The sequence below is a fragment of the Providencia sp. PROV200 genome (genome assembly GCF_049901995.1).
Lineage (GTDB): Bacteria > Pseudomonadota > Gammaproteobacteria > Enterobacterales > Enterobacteriaceae > Providencia > Providencia rettgeri_E.
In genome coordinates, this window is sequence record NZ_CP096307.1 from 3,535,526 (window position 1) to 3,551,400 (window position 15,875).

The window sequence follows — 15,875 nt, forward strand, 5'->3', positions numbered from 1 at the left end:
CTTAAAGCACGTGTAAATAGATGTAAAAGAGTAGATATTCGCTACCCGTCATGGGAACTTTTGCGCATAATCGGTAGTCATAGTCATCAGTAAAATTGAATCTGATACCAACCAATATTATATCAACGCATTGTGTTTCTTCTAAGTTGCATTCACAGTGAGTTAATAATTTATTCTTGAGAGAATCGACTGAATTATGAAAAGAAAAAACTTTTTTCTTACCGCAGTAGCAATGAGTTTAGGGTTATCTTTAGCGGCTATTCCTGCGGTTAGCAGTGCAGCATTGCCCGCCACTTTACCTGCTACAGCCCAAAGCCAGAACATGCCTAGCTTGGCCCCTATGCTTGAAAAAGTATTGCCTGCTGTAGTGAATATTCATGTGTCTGGTACCCGCGTACAGAGCCAACAAATTCCAGAAGAACTTAAATTCTTTTTTGGCCCAAATATACCACAGCAACAACAAAGCGTGCGTCCATTTGAAGGCTTAGGCTCTGGTGTCATTATTGACGCCCAGCAAGGTTATATTTTAACTAACAACCATGTCATTGATGGTGCTGACAAAATTCAAATTCAATTAAATGATGGTCGAGAAATTACAGTTAACTTAATTGGTAAAGACCCACAAACAGATATCGCCTTATTGAAAATAAGCAATGCAAAAGATATCAAAAATTTAACGGCTGTTAGTATTGCAGACTCTGACAAATTACGCGTTGGCGACTTCGCTGTCGCGGTGGGTAACCCATTTGGCCTAGGTCAAACAGCCACATCAGGGATTATCTCAGCATTAGGCCGTAGCGGTTTAAACCTTGAAGGGTTAGAAAACTTTATCCAAACCGATGCTTCCATTAACCGTGGTAACTCTGGTGGTGCACTCGTTAACTTAAATGGTGAATTAATCGGTATTAATACCGCTATTTTGGCACCAGGTGGCGGCAATATCGGTATCGGTTTTGCGATCCCAAGTAATATGGCTAAAAACCTGAGCGAGCAGTTAATTAAGCATGGTGAAGTCAAACGCGGGATCTTAGGTATAAAAGGTACTGAAATGAGCTCCGATATCGCTAAAGCATTTAATATTGATGCACAGCGCGGTGCTTTCGTGAGTGAAGTTTTACCTAAATCATCGGCGGCTAAAGCGGGTATTAAATCCGGTGATGTTTTAGTTTCTGTTGATGGTAAACGCATTAATAGCTTTGCTGAGCTAAGAGCCAAAATCGGTACCAGCCAAATCGGTAAAGAGATCACGATTGGTTTAATTCGCTCAGGCAAACCGATGGAAGTCAAAGTGGTTCTGGAGAACGACGAAGGCTCAACAACAAAAGCAGAAAAACTGAGTGAATCGTTATTAGGTGCAACAATTTCTAATGCAACCGTTAGCAACACTAAAGGTGTACAAGTAGACAGCGTAGCGCCAAAATCGCCAGCCGCAGCCATTGGCCTCGTAAAAGGTGATTTAATCTTTGGTGTCAATGACGCTCGTGTTGAGACTATTGAACAATTCCGTAAGATTATCGACGCTAAACCTCCGGTGTTAGCAATGAAAGTATTACGTGATGGCGAAACTTTATATTTACTGATGAGAAATTAATTCATCAAAAACCCTCTGAAAATCAATAAACGGGTACAGTATCACTCTGCTGTGCCCGTTTTTTTGTGTTATGCTCAGAACATGTTTAAGCGATAACTCAATATTTTATATCCTATGGTGAAAAAGCTAACTTTATCTGTCATGCTTGGCCTGTTGACTGCATTGATTATTATCGTTGCGGTTCCTTCTTTGCGCCCTCAAGGTTTAGCCGATTTACTATATGGTAAAACAAACAGTGAACCCGTCAGTTATAACAAAGCTGTACGCCGTGCTGCACCTGCAGTAGTCTATGTTTACAGCAGCTCAAAAGGGAGTTTTTCCCAGTCAGGACGTGAATTAAAATCCCTCGGTTCAGGTGTGATCATGAGCCAAAATGGCTACATTATCACCAATAAACATGTTGTTGATAACCCAGACCAAATCTTAGTGGCTTTACAAGATGGTGCTATTTTTGATGCCCTACTGGTTGGTTCTGATCCATTAACAGATCTCGCTGTACTGAGAATTGACGCTGATAACCTACCTGTCATTCCAATTAATACACAACGCGTCACTCATGTTGGTGATGTCGTACTTGCAATCGGTAACCCTTACAATATAGGTCAAACCGTTACTCAAGGGATTATCAGTGCAACCGGTCGCGTAGGGCTAAGTTCGACTCGCCGGCAAAATTTCCTGCAAACAGATGCTTCAATCAACTCGGGTAACTCTGGCGGGGCATTAATTAATACCGAAGGCGAGTTAGTTGGTATCAACACACTTTCTTTCACTGCAGGTCAAGGCATTAGCTCTGAAGGTTTAAGCTTTGCCATTCCCACCGCCCTTGCCACTAAGATCATGGATAAACTGATTCGTGATGGTCGAGTTATCCGTGGTTATATTGGTATTACAGCACGCGAATTGCCTCAAATAAGATCAAATCATAATAATATTAATCAAATACAAGGATTACGCGTTTTCCAGGTTGCCCCGGGCGGGCCAGCAGCCAAAGCGGGGATATTGCAAGGGGATATCATTTTATCCGTTGATGGCAAACCGGCCATTTCAGCCGCAGAAACCATGGACTTAGTCGCAGAAATCCGCCCTGGAAGCAAAACCGCAGTACAGATTTTACGAGATGGCGAAATTAAAAATATTGATGTGATTATCGAAGAAATTCCTGATGAGCAGGCAGGATAATCATTTTTAAACGGTCTTTCGTAAAAAAGGTTGTTCAATATCGAACAACCTTTTTTGATTTACCAAAAATAGATGAATGAAGCCAGCGCCTATTCACCTCATCAAAGCATTAATCATCTGAATGCACGCGCTGAATGTCTGCACCTAAGCCACATAGTTTATCTTCGATATGCTCATAACCACGGTCAATATGATAAATACGGTCAACGGTTGTTGTCCCTTCAGCAATACAGCCAGCAATAACTAAACTTGCAGAAGCACGTAAATCTGTTGCCATCACTTGTGCACTGGTTAATTTTTCAACTCCGTGACATAACACAGTATTACTTTCAATTTCAGCGTGAGCGCCCATACGGATTAGCTCAGGGATATGCATAAAACGGTTTTCAAAAATCGTTTCGGTGATCATACCAGCCCCATCAGCAACAAGATTAAGTAAACTAAACTGTGCTTGCATATCCGTTGGGAACCCTGGATGTGGTGCTGTACGTAATGTCACTGCTTTTGGACGCTGACCTTCCATATCTAAGCTAATCCAGTCATCACCGATTTCAATCTTAGCCCCTGCTTCACGTAGTTTAGCTAACACTGCATCGAGTGTATCTGGACGTGCATTGCGGCAGATGACTTTGCCGCGTGAAACCGCTGCAGCAATTAAAAATGTTCCCGTTTCAATACGGTCAGGCAGTACTTTATAAACTCCCCCACCTAAACGTTCAACACCATCTATAACAATACGGTCAGTACCTGCGCCTGTAATTTTTGCGCCAAGAGTATTTAAGAAGTTGGCGGTGTCTTCAATTTCAGGTTCACGTGCCGCATTCTCAATCGTTGTTGTGCCTTCAGCTAGCGTTGCAGCTGTCATAATAGAGACAGTCGCACCCACACTGACTTTATCCATTACGATATCCGCACCTTTCAAACGCCCATCGACTGTCGCTTTCACATAACCATCTTCCAGAACAATGTTGGCGCCTAATTGTTCTAAACCAGAGATATGTAAATCAACAGGACGAGCACCAATAGCACAGCCGCCAGGTAAAGAAACTTCACCATGACCAAAACGAGCAACCAATGGCGCCAAAGCCCAAATAGATGCACGCATAGTTTTAACGAGGTCATAAGGCGCACAGTATGTCGTTACAGTGCTTGCATCGACGTAAACTGAGCCATTGCGTTTTACTTTTGTACCTAGTTGATTCAATAATTTAATTGTTGTGTCAATGTCCCTCAAGTGAGGGACATTCTGTATTTCTACCGGCTCTTCAGCCAACAGAGCAGCGAACAGGATTGGTAATGCCGCATTTTTTGCGCCAGATATAGTGACCTCACCCTGTAAGCGGGTTGGTCCTTTAACTAAAAACTTATCCATTAAAGTATTCTCGTATGTCGAATTTTACAGTCTGTTCGCTTAGGTTTTGAAATCAAAAGCCACTAAGTTTACGATCGCGCTCCCATTGCGCAGGGGTGTACGCTTTAATAGACAGAGCATGAATGCGGTTATCCGCAATATACTCCATTAAAGGCGCATAAATTGCTTGCTGTTGCTTAACACGGCTCATACCGTCAAACATGTCACCGACAGCAATAACCTGAAAGTGGCTACCATCACCAGTAACAATAGCCTCATTCAGAGACAGTTTTTCCATCAATACTTGCTTAATTTCGTTGGTATCCATAATGACTCAATTTATTAATTATTTGTGATTTATAATTTTACTCTAAATAGTGAAAATTGCATGCATAGCGTACAGAAGCATCCCAATAAGAATACTTAGAGCTTAATCCTCTATCCTAAAGGATTAGGCCCAACACTTAAACCAAAGAAAACGCCTCTTGTGCCGAAAAGCACATAGAGGCGCTTATTTTTACATAACTTGACCCAACTTCGGATGTTTAACCTAATTGAGGATAATCGCTTGAACCCCATACAGTTCAATCAATGTATTTAAGTTATCGCTAACACCGGTAATATTCAGTGAACGGTTTTTAGCTTGGAATTCACTTTTTAAGCGAACTAGCATCGCTAACCCAGTTGAGTCCACGTGCTTAAGACCAGAAACATCTATATTTTCAACCTGTTCCAGCGATGAATTTTTTTTATCCCAAAACGACATTAACGAATCACGGTCTAATGTCCCAGTGAGATACAGTGTTGTTTCATTGACTTCCCATGCTAACAACTGACTCATATTACTTTGTCTCTTCTAAAGTAATTGGCGCTTTTGCACTGATTTCTAACTGTTTTGTTAAGCCATCGACACCCTGTTTACGTAGAATATCACCCCATTCATTTTGCTTAGTTGTGATCATGCTTACACCTTCTGCAATCATGTCGTAAGCTTGCCAATAACCTGTTTTGCTATTTTTGCGCCATTGAAAATCTAAACGTACAGGAGGACGGCCGTTAGTATCAATAATCGTTACACGGATAGCCACAATGTTTTTATCACCCAGAGGTTGCTCTGGAGCAATTTGATACGTTTGGCCATGATACATAGCCAATGCTTGGCCATAAACTTGCTCAAGGTAATCTTCAAACGCTTTGAAGTAAGCCTCGCGCTGGGCAGGGGTAGCCCCTTTATAATAGGTTCCTAGCACCAAAGCCCCTGCATATTTAACTTGTACATAAGGTAGTAATTCCTCACGAACAATTGTTCTGAGATACTCGGGGTCTTGCTTAATTTTGGGTTGCTCTGATTTCAAGCGGTTAAACGTTTTCGCCGCCGCTTCATCCATTAACTTATAAGGGTTGGTTTGGTCTACTGCCATGGCAAATGGCGCAATGGCCAACATAGCAACCATCATTAAACGTTTAAACATAATTCATTCCTTTATTCTTCAAAGGGAGCATCAAATTACTGTGCAGTTGACTCTGGCTCTGCACCTTGGCTATCACCACTTTTATATAAAAACTGGCCAATTAAGTCTTCTAATACCATCGCGGGCTTTGTATCTTCAAGGCGCCCGCCATTTTTTAAGATTGCGATACCTAACTCTTCGTCATCTGGGCCGATATTCATCGCAATATACTGTTCACCCAACAAACCTGATGTGCGAATTGACAGTGAACTCGAATCAGGGATATTGTCGTATTCACTCAATAAATCAATTTTCACTTCAGGAACATAATTTTTTTTATCTAATGTGATACTGGCAACTCGACCAATCACCACACCGCCCACTTTGATTGGAGAGCCTTCTTTTAAGCCACCAATATTTTCAAAAGATGCTGATATTTGATAGGTGGATTGGCTTCCTATCGATTTTAAATCAGCGACTTTTAAACACAAAAAGATAATTGCGGCAATCGCCAACAACATAAAACAACCAACCCATATTTCACTTTTTTTACTTTGCATGACTTAGTTCCCAAACATCAGTGCGGTAAGTACGAAATCCAGTCCTAAAACAGACAATGACGCATGCACAACGGTTCTTGTTGTAGCTTGGCTTATCCCTTCCGAAGTTGGGATGGCATCATAGCCATTAAATAATGCGATCCAAGTAACCGTGATGGCAAAGACTAAGCTTTTAATCACACAGTTGACTAAATCTAACCGCCAATCAATGGAAGATTGCATTGAAGCCCAGAAAAAGCCTTCATCAATACCCTTCCAGTCAACCCCAACTAATGCACCGCCTAAAATACCGACAGCAACAAAAATCAGAGATAACAATGGCATACTAATAAAACCGGCCCAAAAACGTGGGGCAATGACTCGCCTGAGGGGGTCAACGGCCATCATTTCAAGGCTAGAAATCTGTTCAGTGGCTTTCATTAAGCCAATTTCCGCGGTTAACGCAGAACCCGCTCGTCCGGCAAACAACAACGCAGTCACAACGGGGCCGAGTTCACGCAATAGTGAAAGCGCCACCATCATACCTAAGCTAGCTTCAGCACTAAACGTCGTGAGAACCAAGTAACCTTGTAACCCTAAAACCATCCCAATAAATAACCCAGAGACGGCAACGATCAGCAATGACTGCACACCAATGGCGTACAATTGCTTCATCAATAATGGCCATTGTTTACGAAACTCTGGTTTGCCAAGTAAGGCACGAAACAGCATGTAGCCTGCTCGACCAAACGCGGAAAATATATCAATCCATCGGCGTCCGAAGGCTGCAATCGCCTTTATTATCATCTTATTTTACCCTAATAAATCAGCTAGATAATCATTGGCGGGAAAACGGAATGGAACAGGCCCATCCGCAATACCATCAAGGAATTGTCGCACACGAGGGTCTTGGTTTTCACGCAATTCTTCACCCGTTCCCTGAGCAATGACATGCTGCTGCGCAACAATATAAGCATTATCTGCGATGCTCAATACCTCTGGAACATCATGGGAAACCACGACACAGGTGACACCCAGCGCCTGATTAAGCTCATCAATCAATTTAACCAAAACACCCATAGTAATCGGATCTTGACCAACAAAAGGCTCATCAAACATGATTAAATTTGGGTCTAGAGCGATAGCTCGCGCTAAAGCGGCCCGCCTAGCCATACCACCCGATAATTCAGATGGCATTAATTTGGCAGCGCCTCGCAAGCCAACCGCCTCTAATTTCATCATCACCGTCGTATGGATCAGCGATTCAGGCAGGTTAGTGTGCTCACGCAGCGGGAAAGCCACATTATTGAATACGTCCATGTCTGTGAATAGTGCTCCAGACTGGAACAGCATGCTCATCTTTTTACGAGACTGATACAGTTTTGAGCGTGATAGAGCCGGAATATTGTCACCATCAAACCAAATTTCACCTTCATTTGGCCGTAATTGCCCACCAATCAAGCGCAGTAATGTGGTTTTACCGATCCCTGACGGCCCCATAATTGCCGTAATTTTCCCACGAGGAACAGTCAGATTAATATTTTCAAATATTTTCCGATCTCCTCGAGTAAAGGACATGTTCCGTACTTCAATTAAGTTGTCTGTCTGTGCTTGCATTGTTAAATAACTCGTTATACACCACGCGTAAACATTTTTATCCCTTCAGATGTTACCGAAAGATAAACTGAAAATCGTCAAATATCACAACAAAATAGAATTTATAGTATTATAGCGTCGAAAATATGACTTTTAGTATTACAACTTTGTTTTTACCTAAATAATACAGAGAAAAAACAATATAATTTATTTATAGTCAGCAAAAGCTTTCGCGATTAACAGCAGATAGCTCTTAGAATGCTATAATTTACCTAGCTGAGGATACGCGAATTTGCATATCTATTTTTGGTTCAAGGTGCTAATGAAACCCTCTAATACAGATTAAATTCTACACCGAAGTGCCAAAAATACTTATAAAGTCTAAAGCTAACATTAAAAATAGCTTAACTGACAAAATACTTACTGATACCAAGTATTCGTTATACAATTTGATTTCGCTAATCCCATTAACTTGAAAGCTACGCATGGAACTAGAAATGTCAAACTTCGATTTTCAGAAAGTAGGTAAAGAAGTTCTCCATATCGAACACGAAGGTCTAAAAAACCTCGAACAATATATCAATACTGATTTTGACCGCGCTTGCCAGCTTATTTTTAACTGTGAAGGCAAAGTCGTCGTAATGGGAATGGGGAAATCGGGGCATATTGGTCGTAAAATTGCAGCCACACTAGCGAGCACAGGTACGCCATCATTTTTTGTTCACCCAGGAGAAGCTAGCCACGGTGACCTTGGGATGATTACGCATAAAGATGTTGTGTTAGCCATTTCGAATTCAGGGGAGTCAGGGGAAATTTTGGCCCTGCTTCCTGTTTTAAAAAGAATTAAGGTTCCCTTAATCTGCATGACTAATAACCCTGATAGTAATATGGGGAAATATGCTGATGTGCATTTGTGCATCAAGGTGCCTCAAGAAGCCTGCCCTTTGGGGCTCGCACCTACCACAAGTACAACTGCGACGCTTGTGATGGGGGATGCATTAGCGATTGCCTTATTAACTGCACGCGGTTTCACGGCGAATGATTTTGCGCTTTCGCATCCAGGTGGCGCACTTGGGCGCAAACTTTTACTCCTCGTTCGTGATTTAATGAATACGGGAGATGATATCCCCCATATTCCTAAAAGCGCGTCTTTACGTGAGGCACTCGTGGAGATTACCCGCAAAAAACTGGGGATGACGGTCATTTGTGATGATGACATGAATATTGAAGGTATTTTCACTGATGGGGATTTACGCCGTATCTTTGATATGGGTATCGACCTGAATAACGCTAAAATTGCTGATTTAATGACACCCGGTGGAATACGAGTATCGCCAACCATGTTAGCAGTCGAAGCGCTCAACTTAATGCAATCTCGACACGTGACTTCGTTACTGGTCGCAAATGATAACAAATTAGTTGGTGTATTACATATGCATGACCTGCTACAAGCAGGTGTTGTATAACATAAGGAAATACCATGACGTCTACCTTTTTGGAAACCTGCTATGGCCCTGTCGCCGATACTGTTTTAATCAAAGCAGAAAAAATCAAATTACTGATCTGCGATGTTGATGGTGTCATGTCCGATGGTTTGGTCTATATGGGAAATAATGGCGAAGAACTCAAAGCCTTTAATGTCCGTGACGGCTATGGAATACGTTGCTTATTAACGTCCGGTATTGAAGTCGCCATCATTACAGGAAGAAAAGCGAAGCTTCTTGAAGATAGAGCCCAAACATTAGGGATTACATATCTTTACCAAGGGCAAAGCGATAAGCTTTTGGCGTATCACGAACTGTTAGATACACTACAATTATCAGATGAAGAAATAGCTTATATTGGGGACGACCTGATTGACTGGCCTGTTATGGCCAAAGTCGGCTTATCCGTCGCCGTTGCTGATGCCCACCCTTTGCTATTACCGAAAGCGGATTATGTGACCCGTATTGGCGGCGGAAAAGGGGCAGTCCGCGAACTTTGTGACCTTATTTTGCTTTCTCAAGACAAACTAGAAGAAGCAAAAGGTTTATCAATATAACGAATAGATTGAATTCATGAGCAATGCGAAGAAGTGGTTAATCATTATTTTATCCTTAGTGGTATTAGGGCTTATCGGTTGGAATTTAGCAGGTAATGATTCCGACAGCGCAGAGGATAAAGTAATTAATGATGGGCAACCTAATTATCAAACTGATGATTCAGTGACTTTTGTCTATAATCCAACGGGTAATTTAGCGTATAAACTCGTTTCAGATAAAATAGATAACTACACTGAAGGGAAAATCACGTGGTTTTCGAAACCGGTTCTTACCACTTATAACGAAGCAGGTGAACCTACCTGGACGGTTAAGGCTTTCAAAGCAAGGTTAACGAACGATAGAATTCTCTATTTATACAGCGATGTTCAAGTTGATAGTTTAACTAAAGACTCGCAGATCCAACGAATTACAACTGAGAGTGCAGTTGTCAATTTGACAACACAAGACGTTTCATCTGATGATAAAGTGACCATTATTGGACAAGGTCTCAATTCTACTGGTATGAAAATGAAGGGAAACCTTCGTACAAGAACGGCTGAATTAATCGAAGATGTAAAAACTCATTATGTGTTACAACCAGAAGAGCATTAAAATGAATCAAGTAACTAAGAAACGTTTTATTCAAGGAGCTGTTGCCAGTGCAATTTTTGCTCTTAGCCTACCTGCGATGGCATTAAAAAGTGATACGCAGCAGCCAATGACGATTAATTCGGTCAAACAATCTCTTGATTTAGAAAAAAACGTCACCACCTTTACTGATGATGTTGTTATTAAACAAGGTTCTATTGATATCAGAGCCAATAAAGTGGTTGTAACACGTCCAAGTAGTGACTCGGATAAAATTGTGATTGAGGCCTTTGGTACCCCAGTTACTTTTTACCAATTACAGGATGATGGCAAGCCAATTAAAGGCCATGCCAGCAAAGCCCGTTATGAGGTCGATAAACAACTCGTCACCTTAACAGGCAATGCCTATCTTGAGCAATTAGACAGCAATATTCAGGGTGACAAAATTACCTATATTGTGCCAACGCAACAAATGGAAGCATTTAGTGATAAAGGCAAACGCGTCACTACCGTAATACTGCCAGCGCAATTGCAAGAAAAAGGCCCTGCAGCAAATAAAAATTCATCAGCAAGTAAGAGTAAATAACTGTTATGGCGACACTAACCGCTGAAAATCTAGCTAAAGCCTATAAAAAACGTAAGGTCGTTGAAGATGTCAGCCTGGAAGTTAAATCAGGTGAAATCGTTGGCTTGTTGGGACCAAACGGGGCCGGTAAAACAACGACTTTTTATATGGTTGTGGGTATTGTTCAGCGGGATGCTGGCAAAATTATGATTGATGGTGAAGATATCAGCCTTCTACCGTTGCATGAACGTGCACGCCGTGGAATAGGCTATCTTCCTCAAGAAGCCTCCATTTTCCGTCGTCTCAGTGTTTATGATAACCTAATGGCTGTATTAGAAATTCGTGAAGATTTAAATTCTCAGCAACGTAAAGATCGTGCTGAGGAACTGATGGAAGAATTTAGTATTACCCATCTTCGAGACAGCATGGGGCAATCTCTATCCGGTGGAGAACGTCGCCGTGTTGAAATTGCTAGAGCACTTGCCGCTAACCCAAAATTTATTTTATTAGACGAACCTTTTGCGGGTGTTGACCCTATTTCCGTCTTAGATATCAAAAAAATCATTCAGCACTTAAGGGATTATGGCCTCGGCGTTTTAATCACCGACCATAACGTGCGGGAAACCTTAGATGTGTGCGAAAGAGCCTATATTGTTAGCCAAGGACACTTAATTGCTCATGGGTCACCAACCATGATCTTAGAGAACGAACAAGTGAAACGTGTATACTTGGGTGAAGGTTTCCGGTTATAAACTGAGTATGTCGTTATTTTTTAGGGAGAATAAAACAGATTCATGAAGCAAAGTTTGCAGCTTAGAGTCAGTCAACAACTTGCAATGACCCCTCAATTGCAGCAAGCCATCCGCTTGTTGCAGCTGTCTACGCTTGAGCTTCAGCAAGAAATTCAACTTGCCTTGGAAACTAACCCACTTCTTGAGCAAGAAGAGTTAAATTCCGAGTCCGAATCTCTTGATTCCCTAAATGAAAGTGCCGATACCAGTGAGCTCGATACCAAAGATGCTCTCGAAAACCAAGATATGCCAGGTGAGCTCCCTTTAGATGCGGATTGGGATGAAATATATACGGCAGGCACGCCATCAGGGACCAGTAACGATTATAGTTTTGATGAACTCCCTGTTTATCAAGGTGAAACAACGCAAACATTGCAAGATTACCTGACGTGGCAAGCTGAGCTGACCCCTTTTACTGATACGGACAAGGCAATTGCCACCGCTATTATTGATTCAATAGATGATTCCGGTTATCTGACAACCGCAATTTCTGATATACATGAAGGGATTGATAACTCAGAGATTAGTATTGAGGAAGTCATTGCTGTTCTCAAACGTATTCAGCATTTCGACCCACTGGGTGTCGCAGCACAAGACTTAAAAGAGTGTCTATTAATTCAATTGTCACTCTACCCTGCGCAAACTGATGGGCTACAAGATGCAAAGCTCATTATTAGTAACCATATTGATTTACTGGCTAACCGTGATTTTCGCCAGTTAGCTAAATTAACTCGCTTAAAAGAAGATGCACTCAAAACCGCGATAGACCTGATTTTAACGTTAAATCCAAAGCCAGGCCAATCTATCAATACCGGGGAATCGGAATACGTCATTCCTGATGTTTTAGTGAAAAAAATCGCAGGGCACTGGCAAGTTGAGTTAAATACAGATAGCATCCCTAAACTAAGTATTAATAACCATTATGCTTCGATGTTACATAATTCAGCAAATGAAGATGATTCTCAATATATTCGGAGTCATCTGCAAGATGCAAAATGGTTGATTAAAAGCCTTGAGAGCCGCCACGAAACGCTATTAAAAGTTGCGACTTGTATTGTAGAACAGCAACAAGAATTCTTTGAGCTGGGAGAGGAGTACATGAAGCCAATGATACTAGCCGATATCGCCTATCAAGTGGACATGCATGAATCAACTATCTCACGAGTGACAACTCAAAAGTTTCTCCATAGCCCACGAGGCATTTTTGAGTTGAAATATTTTTTCTCCAGCCATGTTAATACGGACACAGGTGGCGAAGCCTCCTCAACCGCAATTCGAGCATTGGTGAAAAAACTGGTTGCTGCTGAAAACCCAGCAAAACCATTGAGTGACAGTAAATTGACGAGTATGCTGGCTGAACAAGGCATTCAAGTCGCTCGCAGAACTGTTGCTAAGTATCGAGAATCGTTATCCATTCCGCCCTCTAATCAGCGTAAACAGCTGGTTTAATTGATAAAATAAGGAAGATTGTATGGAATTTCAGATTACTGGACACAATATTGAACTTACTCCTGCATTGCGCGAGACTGTTGAGAAAAAACTCAAAAAATTGGAACAATTGTTTGATCGCATTAATGGTATCCAAGTTGTCTTGAAAGTTGAAAAAGTTCAACAAATTGCGGAAGCAACCGTGCAAGTCAATGGAGCGGATCTCCACGCCTCAGCGGAAGAAAACGATATGTACGCTGCTATAGATATACTCGTAGACAAGCTGTCGCGCCAATTAACCAAACATAAAGAAAAACTGAGACAACATTAATACATTGATGCGGCTTATTAATTAGCCGGATAATGTTTCAAACCAGATGGTGGGTACACCATCTGGTTTTGTAGTCCTAAGTGAACAATAAAATGAATAGTGATATAGAAATCCAGTTAAACGTTGTTTTATCATCAGCCTGTACACGTAATAATATTGTGTGCACCAGTAAAAAAAGAGCTTTAGAAATTATTAGTGAGCTGGCTGCCGTTGAATTGGAATTACCTGAAAATACGGTATTTGAAGCGTTATTAACCAGAGAAAAAGTTGGTACAACAGGCATTGGCGGTGGTATTGCTATTCCTCATGGAAAGCTGAACGAAGGTGAAAGCAGCCGTGCTGTCGGTGTCTTTTTACATTTAGAGGAGCCAATTGCGTTCGATGCAATTGATAATCAGCCTGTTGACTTGCTATTCGCGCTACTTGTGCCATCAGACCAATGTAAAACGCACTTGCATACATTGTCGCTTATCGCCAAAAAACTAGCCGATAAAACGCTCTGTAAACGCCTACGCAGTGCACAAAGTGACGAAGAGCTATACCGCATAATTATAGAATAGATAAATTATGTATCTTGCCATATGCAAATGATATTGTTATGGTTTCTAAGTAATATTATTTGGCAAATACTGCTTTTCAAGAAGCATATTATTAGGAAACAAAAGGGAGCAAGCTCATGGTGCTGATGATAGTCAGCGGCCGTTCCGGTTCGGGGAAATCCGTTGCCTTACGTGCGCTGGAAGATATGGGTTTCTATTGCGTAGATAACCTACCGGTTGTATTACTACCGGAGTTAGCGAATTCACTGGCTGATCGTAATATTTCAGCAGCAGTAAGCATCGACGTGCGTAATATGCCCGACAATCCAGAGATTTTCGAAGAAGCGATTGATAAATTACCTTCAGCCTTCTCTCCTCAGTTATTGTTTCTAGATGCCGATCGTAACACGCTTATTCGCCGTTACAGTGATACTCGTCGACTGCACCCACTTTCAAGTAAAAATCTTTCACTTGAGAGCGCGATAGATGAAGAAAATGAGCTACTTGAGCCTTTACGCTCTCGAGCTGATTTAGTTATCGATACTTCTGAAATGTCCGTTCACGAATTAGCTGAGATGCTAAGAACACGTTTGATGGGCAAACGTGAGCGTGAACTGACAATGGTGTTTGAATCCTTTGGCTTCAAACATGGTATTCCTATTGATGCAGATTATGTATTCGATGTGCGCTTTTTACCAAACCCGCACTGGGATCCAAAATTGCGCCCAATGACAGGCCTTGATAGACCCGTGGCTGCATTCTTAGATAGGCATACTGAAGTCCATAACTTCATTTACCAAACTCGTAGCTATTTAGAATTATGGTTACCGATGTTAGAAACCAATAACCGTAGCTACTTGACTGTCGCAATTGGCTGTACAGGGGGTAAACATCGTTCCGTGTATGTTGCTGAACAACTTGCCGACTATTTCCGTTCTCGTGGTAAAAATGTGCAATCACGCCACAGAACGCTGGAAAAACGCAAGTAACCCGTAAATGACAGTAAAAACAACTATAACGCTCAAAAATCGGCTTGGGATGCATGCACGACCTGCGATGTTACTCTATGATTTAGTTCAACAATTTAACTCAAGAGTTATTTTGCGGAATAATAACCAAATTGAGGCTGAGGCCGATAGCGTTATTGCGATGTTGATGTTAGACTCAGAACAAGGTAGTAATATTGATATTGAGGTTAGCGGCCCAGATGAAAATCAGGCATTATCCGCAATTATTAACCTGTTCGAAAGTGGGTTTGACGAAGAGTAGTCAATTCAAACCTAGCGATAAAAATATCAATCTGTATTTTTTACAAAGGTAGGCTTAGAGATCGTGATCCTGATCTCTTCCCTTTAAAGCGTATAGCGCCTAATATTTTAAACAAACTTATTTCTAGCGACACCCCCTACCTTATGGGTGGGGGGTGTTTGCTTTGTATGTCTCTATTGGAGTGTGGTATGAAAAAGCCAACAATTATTATCAATGATTTAGATGCTGAACGTTTAGATACACTGATGGAACAGCCGGCTTATGCGGGCACACCGGTTGCCGAAGCGCTCAATGATGAACTGGACCGTGCGGATATTCTGACCCCACAAGAAATGCCTGCTGATGTGGTCACGATGAACAGTACCGTTCGCTTTTTGGATTTAATCAGCAACGAAGAACGCACACGTACCTTAGTTTACCCTGCGTCACTGAAAGATAGCGCAGAGCAGCTGTCTGTTATGGCACCGATTGGTGCAGCCTTGTTGGGCTTGCATGTAAACGATGAAATCAGCTGGGAATTGCCAAACGGTGTTCAAACACGTGTTCGTGTACTGGAAATCGTTTATCAGCCAGAAGCGGCTGGTGAGTTCCACCGTTAATTTCGACAACGACTGGATTAAGGAAGGCTTAGCGAAA

At 41.7% G+C, this 15,875-nt stretch carries 20 protein-coding genes; 13 read left to right on the forward strand and 7 right to left on the reverse strand.

Translation table 11 applies throughout. The annotated features are described in order from the left end of the window. Positions 1-196: 196 nt before the first annotated feature. Both M1E86_RS16200 and degS read left to right on the forward strand, forming a co-directional pair. Positions 197-1,591 carry a Do family serine endopeptidase gene (locus M1E86_RS16200; protein WP_125890418.1) on the forward strand — a complete coding sequence of 465 codons (1,395 nt, stop codon included), beginning with the start codon at positions 197-199 and terminating at the stop codon, positions 1,589-1,591. A 114-nt stretch (positions 1,592-1,705) separates the two neighbouring features. Next, entirely contained in the window at positions 1,706-2,770 is a 1,065-nt protein-coding gene (gene degS / locus M1E86_RS16205; RefSeq protein WP_125890419.1) for an outer membrane-stress sensor serine endopeptidase DegS, read from the forward strand. A 109-nt stretch (positions 2,771-2,879) separates the two neighbouring features. On the opposite strand, the gene murA is transcribed toward degS, so the two are convergent. From murA to mlaF, 7 genes are all read right to left on the reverse strand, one after another. Then, complete coding sequence (murA, locus tag M1E86_RS16210) at positions 2,880-4,142, reverse strand: UDP-N-acetylglucosamine 1-carboxyvinyltransferase (RefSeq protein WP_213913102.1); 1,263 nt, start codon at positions 4,140-4,142, stop codon at positions 2,880-2,882. A gap of 52 nt (positions 4,143-4,194) precedes the next feature. Next, complete coding sequence (gene ibaG, locus M1E86_RS16215) at positions 4,195-4,449, reverse strand: BolA family iron metabolism protein IbaG (protein ID WP_125890421.1); 255 nt, start codon at positions 4,447-4,449, stop codon at positions 4,195-4,197. A 222-nt stretch (positions 4,450-4,671) separates the two neighbouring features. After that, entirely contained in the window at positions 4,672-4,962 is a 291-nt protein-coding gene (gene mlaB, locus M1E86_RS16220) for a lipid asymmetry maintenance protein MlaB (RefSeq protein WP_125890422.1), read from the reverse strand. A gap of 1 nt (position 4,963) precedes the next feature. Next, the gene (gene mlaC, locus M1E86_RS16225) at positions 4,964-5,593 is read right to left on the reverse strand and encodes a phospholipid-binding protein MlaC (RefSeq protein WP_125890423.1); all 630 of its coding nucleotides are present in this window, start codon (positions 5,591-5,593) and stop codon (positions 4,964-4,966) included. A 35-nt stretch (positions 5,594-5,628) separates the two neighbouring features. Next, a complete protein-coding gene (mlaD, locus tag M1E86_RS16230) occupies positions 5,629-6,132 on the reverse strand; it encodes an outer membrane lipid asymmetry maintenance protein MlaD (protein WP_102137924.1) in 504 nt (167 codons plus the stop codon). Positions 6,133-6,135: 3 nt separating this feature from the next. Continuing rightward, positions 6,136-6,918, reverse strand: a complete 783-nt coding sequence (gene mlaE / locus M1E86_RS16235) for a lipid asymmetry maintenance ABC transporter permease subunit MlaE (RefSeq protein ID WP_102137925.1) — start codon at positions 6,916-6,918, stop codon at positions 6,136-6,138. Between the two features lie 6 nt (positions 6,919-6,924). Then, on the reverse strand, positions 6,925-7,728 hold the full coding sequence (gene mlaF, locus M1E86_RS16240) for a phospholipid ABC transporter ATP-binding protein MlaF (protein ID WP_125890424.1): 804 nt from the start codon (positions 7,726-7,728) through the stop codon (positions 6,925-6,927). A gap of 476 nt (positions 7,729-8,204) precedes the next feature. Between mlaF and kdsD the strand changes: the two genes are divergently transcribed. The 11 genes from kdsD (at position 8,205) to rnk (ending at position 15,838) form a co-directional block, all read left to right on the forward strand. Further along, complete coding sequence (gene kdsD, locus M1E86_RS16245; RefSeq protein ID WP_185746828.1) at positions 8,205-9,173, forward strand: arabinose-5-phosphate isomerase KdsD; 969 nt, start codon at positions 8,205-8,207, stop codon at positions 9,171-9,173. A 14-nt stretch (positions 9,174-9,187) separates the two neighbouring features. Further along, positions 9,188-9,748, forward strand: a complete 561-nt coding sequence (kdsC, locus tag M1E86_RS16250) for a 3-deoxy-manno-octulosonate-8-phosphatase KdsC (protein WP_102137928.1) — start codon at positions 9,188-9,190, stop codon at positions 9,746-9,748. Positions 9,749-9,764: 16 nt separating this feature from the next. Next, positions 9,765-10,340: an LPS export ABC transporter periplasmic protein LptC gene (gene lptC, locus M1E86_RS16255; protein ID WP_125890427.1), complete on the forward strand. Its 576-nt coding sequence runs from the start codon at positions 9,765-9,767 to the stop codon at positions 10,338-10,340. A gap of 1 nt (position 10,341) precedes the next feature. After that, positions 10,342-10,902 (forward strand): lipopolysaccharide ABC transporter substrate-binding protein LptA, encoded by a 561-nt coding sequence (gene lptA / locus M1E86_RS16260; protein WP_125890428.1) that lies wholly within the window; start codon positions 10,342-10,344, stop codon positions 10,900-10,902. Between the two features lie 5 nt (positions 10,903-10,907). After that, positions 10,908-11,633: an LPS export ABC transporter ATP-binding protein gene (lptB, locus tag M1E86_RS16265; protein WP_125890429.1), complete on the forward strand. Its 726-nt coding sequence runs from the start codon at positions 10,908-10,910 to the stop codon at positions 11,631-11,633. 42 nt (positions 11,634-11,675) lie between these two features. After that, on the forward strand, positions 11,676-13,121 hold the full coding sequence (gene rpoN, locus M1E86_RS16270; RefSeq protein WP_213913103.1) for an RNA polymerase factor sigma-54: 1,446 nt from the start codon (positions 11,676-11,678) through the stop codon (positions 13,119-13,121). Positions 13,122-13,143: 22 nt separating this feature from the next. Further along, entirely contained in the window at positions 13,144-13,431 is a 288-nt protein-coding gene (hpf, locus tag M1E86_RS16275) for a ribosome hibernation promoting factor (RefSeq protein ID WP_125890431.1), read from the forward strand. A 92-nt stretch (positions 13,432-13,523) separates the two neighbouring features. Continuing rightward, on the forward strand, positions 13,524-13,991 hold the full coding sequence (ptsN, locus tag M1E86_RS16280) for a PTS IIA-like nitrogen regulatory protein PtsN (protein ID WP_125890432.1): 468 nt from the start codon (positions 13,524-13,526) through the stop codon (positions 13,989-13,991). 116 nt (positions 13,992-14,107) lie between these two features. Continuing rightward, the gene (gene rapZ, locus M1E86_RS16285) at positions 14,108-14,959 is read left to right on the forward strand and encodes an RNase adapter RapZ (protein ID WP_125890433.1); all 852 of its coding nucleotides are present in this window, start codon (positions 14,108-14,110) and stop codon (positions 14,957-14,959) included. A gap of 7 nt (positions 14,960-14,966) precedes the next feature. After that, entirely contained in the window at positions 14,967-15,239 is a 273-nt protein-coding gene (gene npr / locus M1E86_RS16290) for a PTS phosphocarrier protein NPr (protein ID WP_125890434.1), read from the forward strand. A 188-nt stretch (positions 15,240-15,427) separates the two neighbouring features. Continuing rightward, positions 15,428-15,838 carry a nucleoside diphosphate kinase regulator gene (gene rnk / locus M1E86_RS16295; RefSeq protein ID WP_125890435.1) on the forward strand — a complete coding sequence of 137 codons (411 nt, stop codon included), beginning with the start codon at positions 15,428-15,430 and terminating at the stop codon, positions 15,836-15,838. Positions 15,839-15,875: the final 37 nt, after the last annotated feature.

Bases quoted from the DNA above. Each gene is read 5' to 3' on its own strand.
- M1E86_RS16200 (WP_125890418.1), top strand. From the start codon at position 197: ATGAAAAGAAAAAACTTTTTTCTTACCGCAGTAGCAATGAGTTTAGGG.
- degS (WP_125890419.1), top strand. From the start codon at position 1,706: ATGGTGAAAAAGCTAACTTTATCTGTCATGCTTGGCCTGTTGACTGCA.
- murA (WP_213913102.1), bottom strand. From the start codon at position 4,142: ATGGATAAGTTTTTAGTTAAAGGACCAACCCGCTTACAGGGTGAGGTC.
- ibaG (WP_125890421.1), bottom strand. From the start codon at position 4,449: ATGGATACCAACGAAATTAAGCAAGTATTGATGGAAAAACTGTCTCTG.
- mlaB (WP_125890422.1), bottom strand. From the start codon at position 4,962: ATGAGTCAGTTGTTAGCATGGGAAGTCAATGAAACAACACTGTATCTC.
- mlaC (WP_125890423.1), bottom strand. From the start codon at position 5,593: ATGTTTAAACGTTTAATGATGGTTGCTATGTTGGCCATTGCGCCATTT.
- mlaD (WP_102137924.1), bottom strand. From the start codon at position 6,132: ATGCAAAGTAAAAAAAGTGAAATATGGGTTGGTTGTTTTATGTTGTTG.
- mlaE (WP_102137925.1), bottom strand. From the start codon at position 6,918: ATGATAATAAAGGCGATTGCAGCCTTCGGACGCCGATGGATTGATATA.
- mlaF (WP_125890424.1), bottom strand. From the start codon at position 7,728: ATGCAAGCACAGACAGACAACTTAATTGAAGTACGGAACATGTCCTTT.
- kdsD (WP_185746828.1), top strand. From the start codon at position 8,205: ATGTCAAACTTCGATTTTCAGAAAGTAGGTAAAGAAGTTCTCCATATC.
- kdsC (WP_102137928.1), top strand. From the start codon at position 9,188: ATGACGTCTACCTTTTTGGAAACCTGCTATGGCCCTGTCGCCGATACT.
- lptC (WP_125890427.1), top strand. From the start codon at position 9,765: ATGAGCAATGCGAAGAAGTGGTTAATCATTATTTTATCCTTAGTGGTA.
- lptA (WP_125890428.1), top strand. From the start codon at position 10,342: ATGAATCAAGTAACTAAGAAACGTTTTATTCAAGGAGCTGTTGCCAGT.
- lptB (WP_125890429.1), top strand. From the start codon at position 10,908: ATGGCGACACTAACCGCTGAAAATCTAGCTAAAGCCTATAAAAAACGT.
- rpoN (WP_213913103.1), top strand. From the start codon at position 11,676: ATGAAGCAAAGTTTGCAGCTTAGAGTCAGTCAACAACTTGCAATGACC.
- hpf (WP_125890431.1), top strand. From the start codon at position 13,144: ATGGAATTTCAGATTACTGGACACAATATTGAACTTACTCCTGCATTG.
- ptsN (WP_125890432.1), top strand. From the start codon at position 13,524: ATGAATAGTGATATAGAAATCCAGTTAAACGTTGTTTTATCATCAGCC.
- rapZ (WP_125890433.1), top strand. From the start codon at position 14,108: ATGGTGCTGATGATAGTCAGCGGCCGTTCCGGTTCGGGGAAATCCGTT.
- npr (WP_125890434.1), top strand. From the start codon at position 14,967: ATGACAGTAAAAACAACTATAACGCTCAAAAATCGGCTTGGGATGCAT.
- rnk (WP_125890435.1), top strand. From the start codon at position 15,428: ATGAAAAAGCCAACAATTATTATCAATGATTTAGATGCTGAACGTTTA.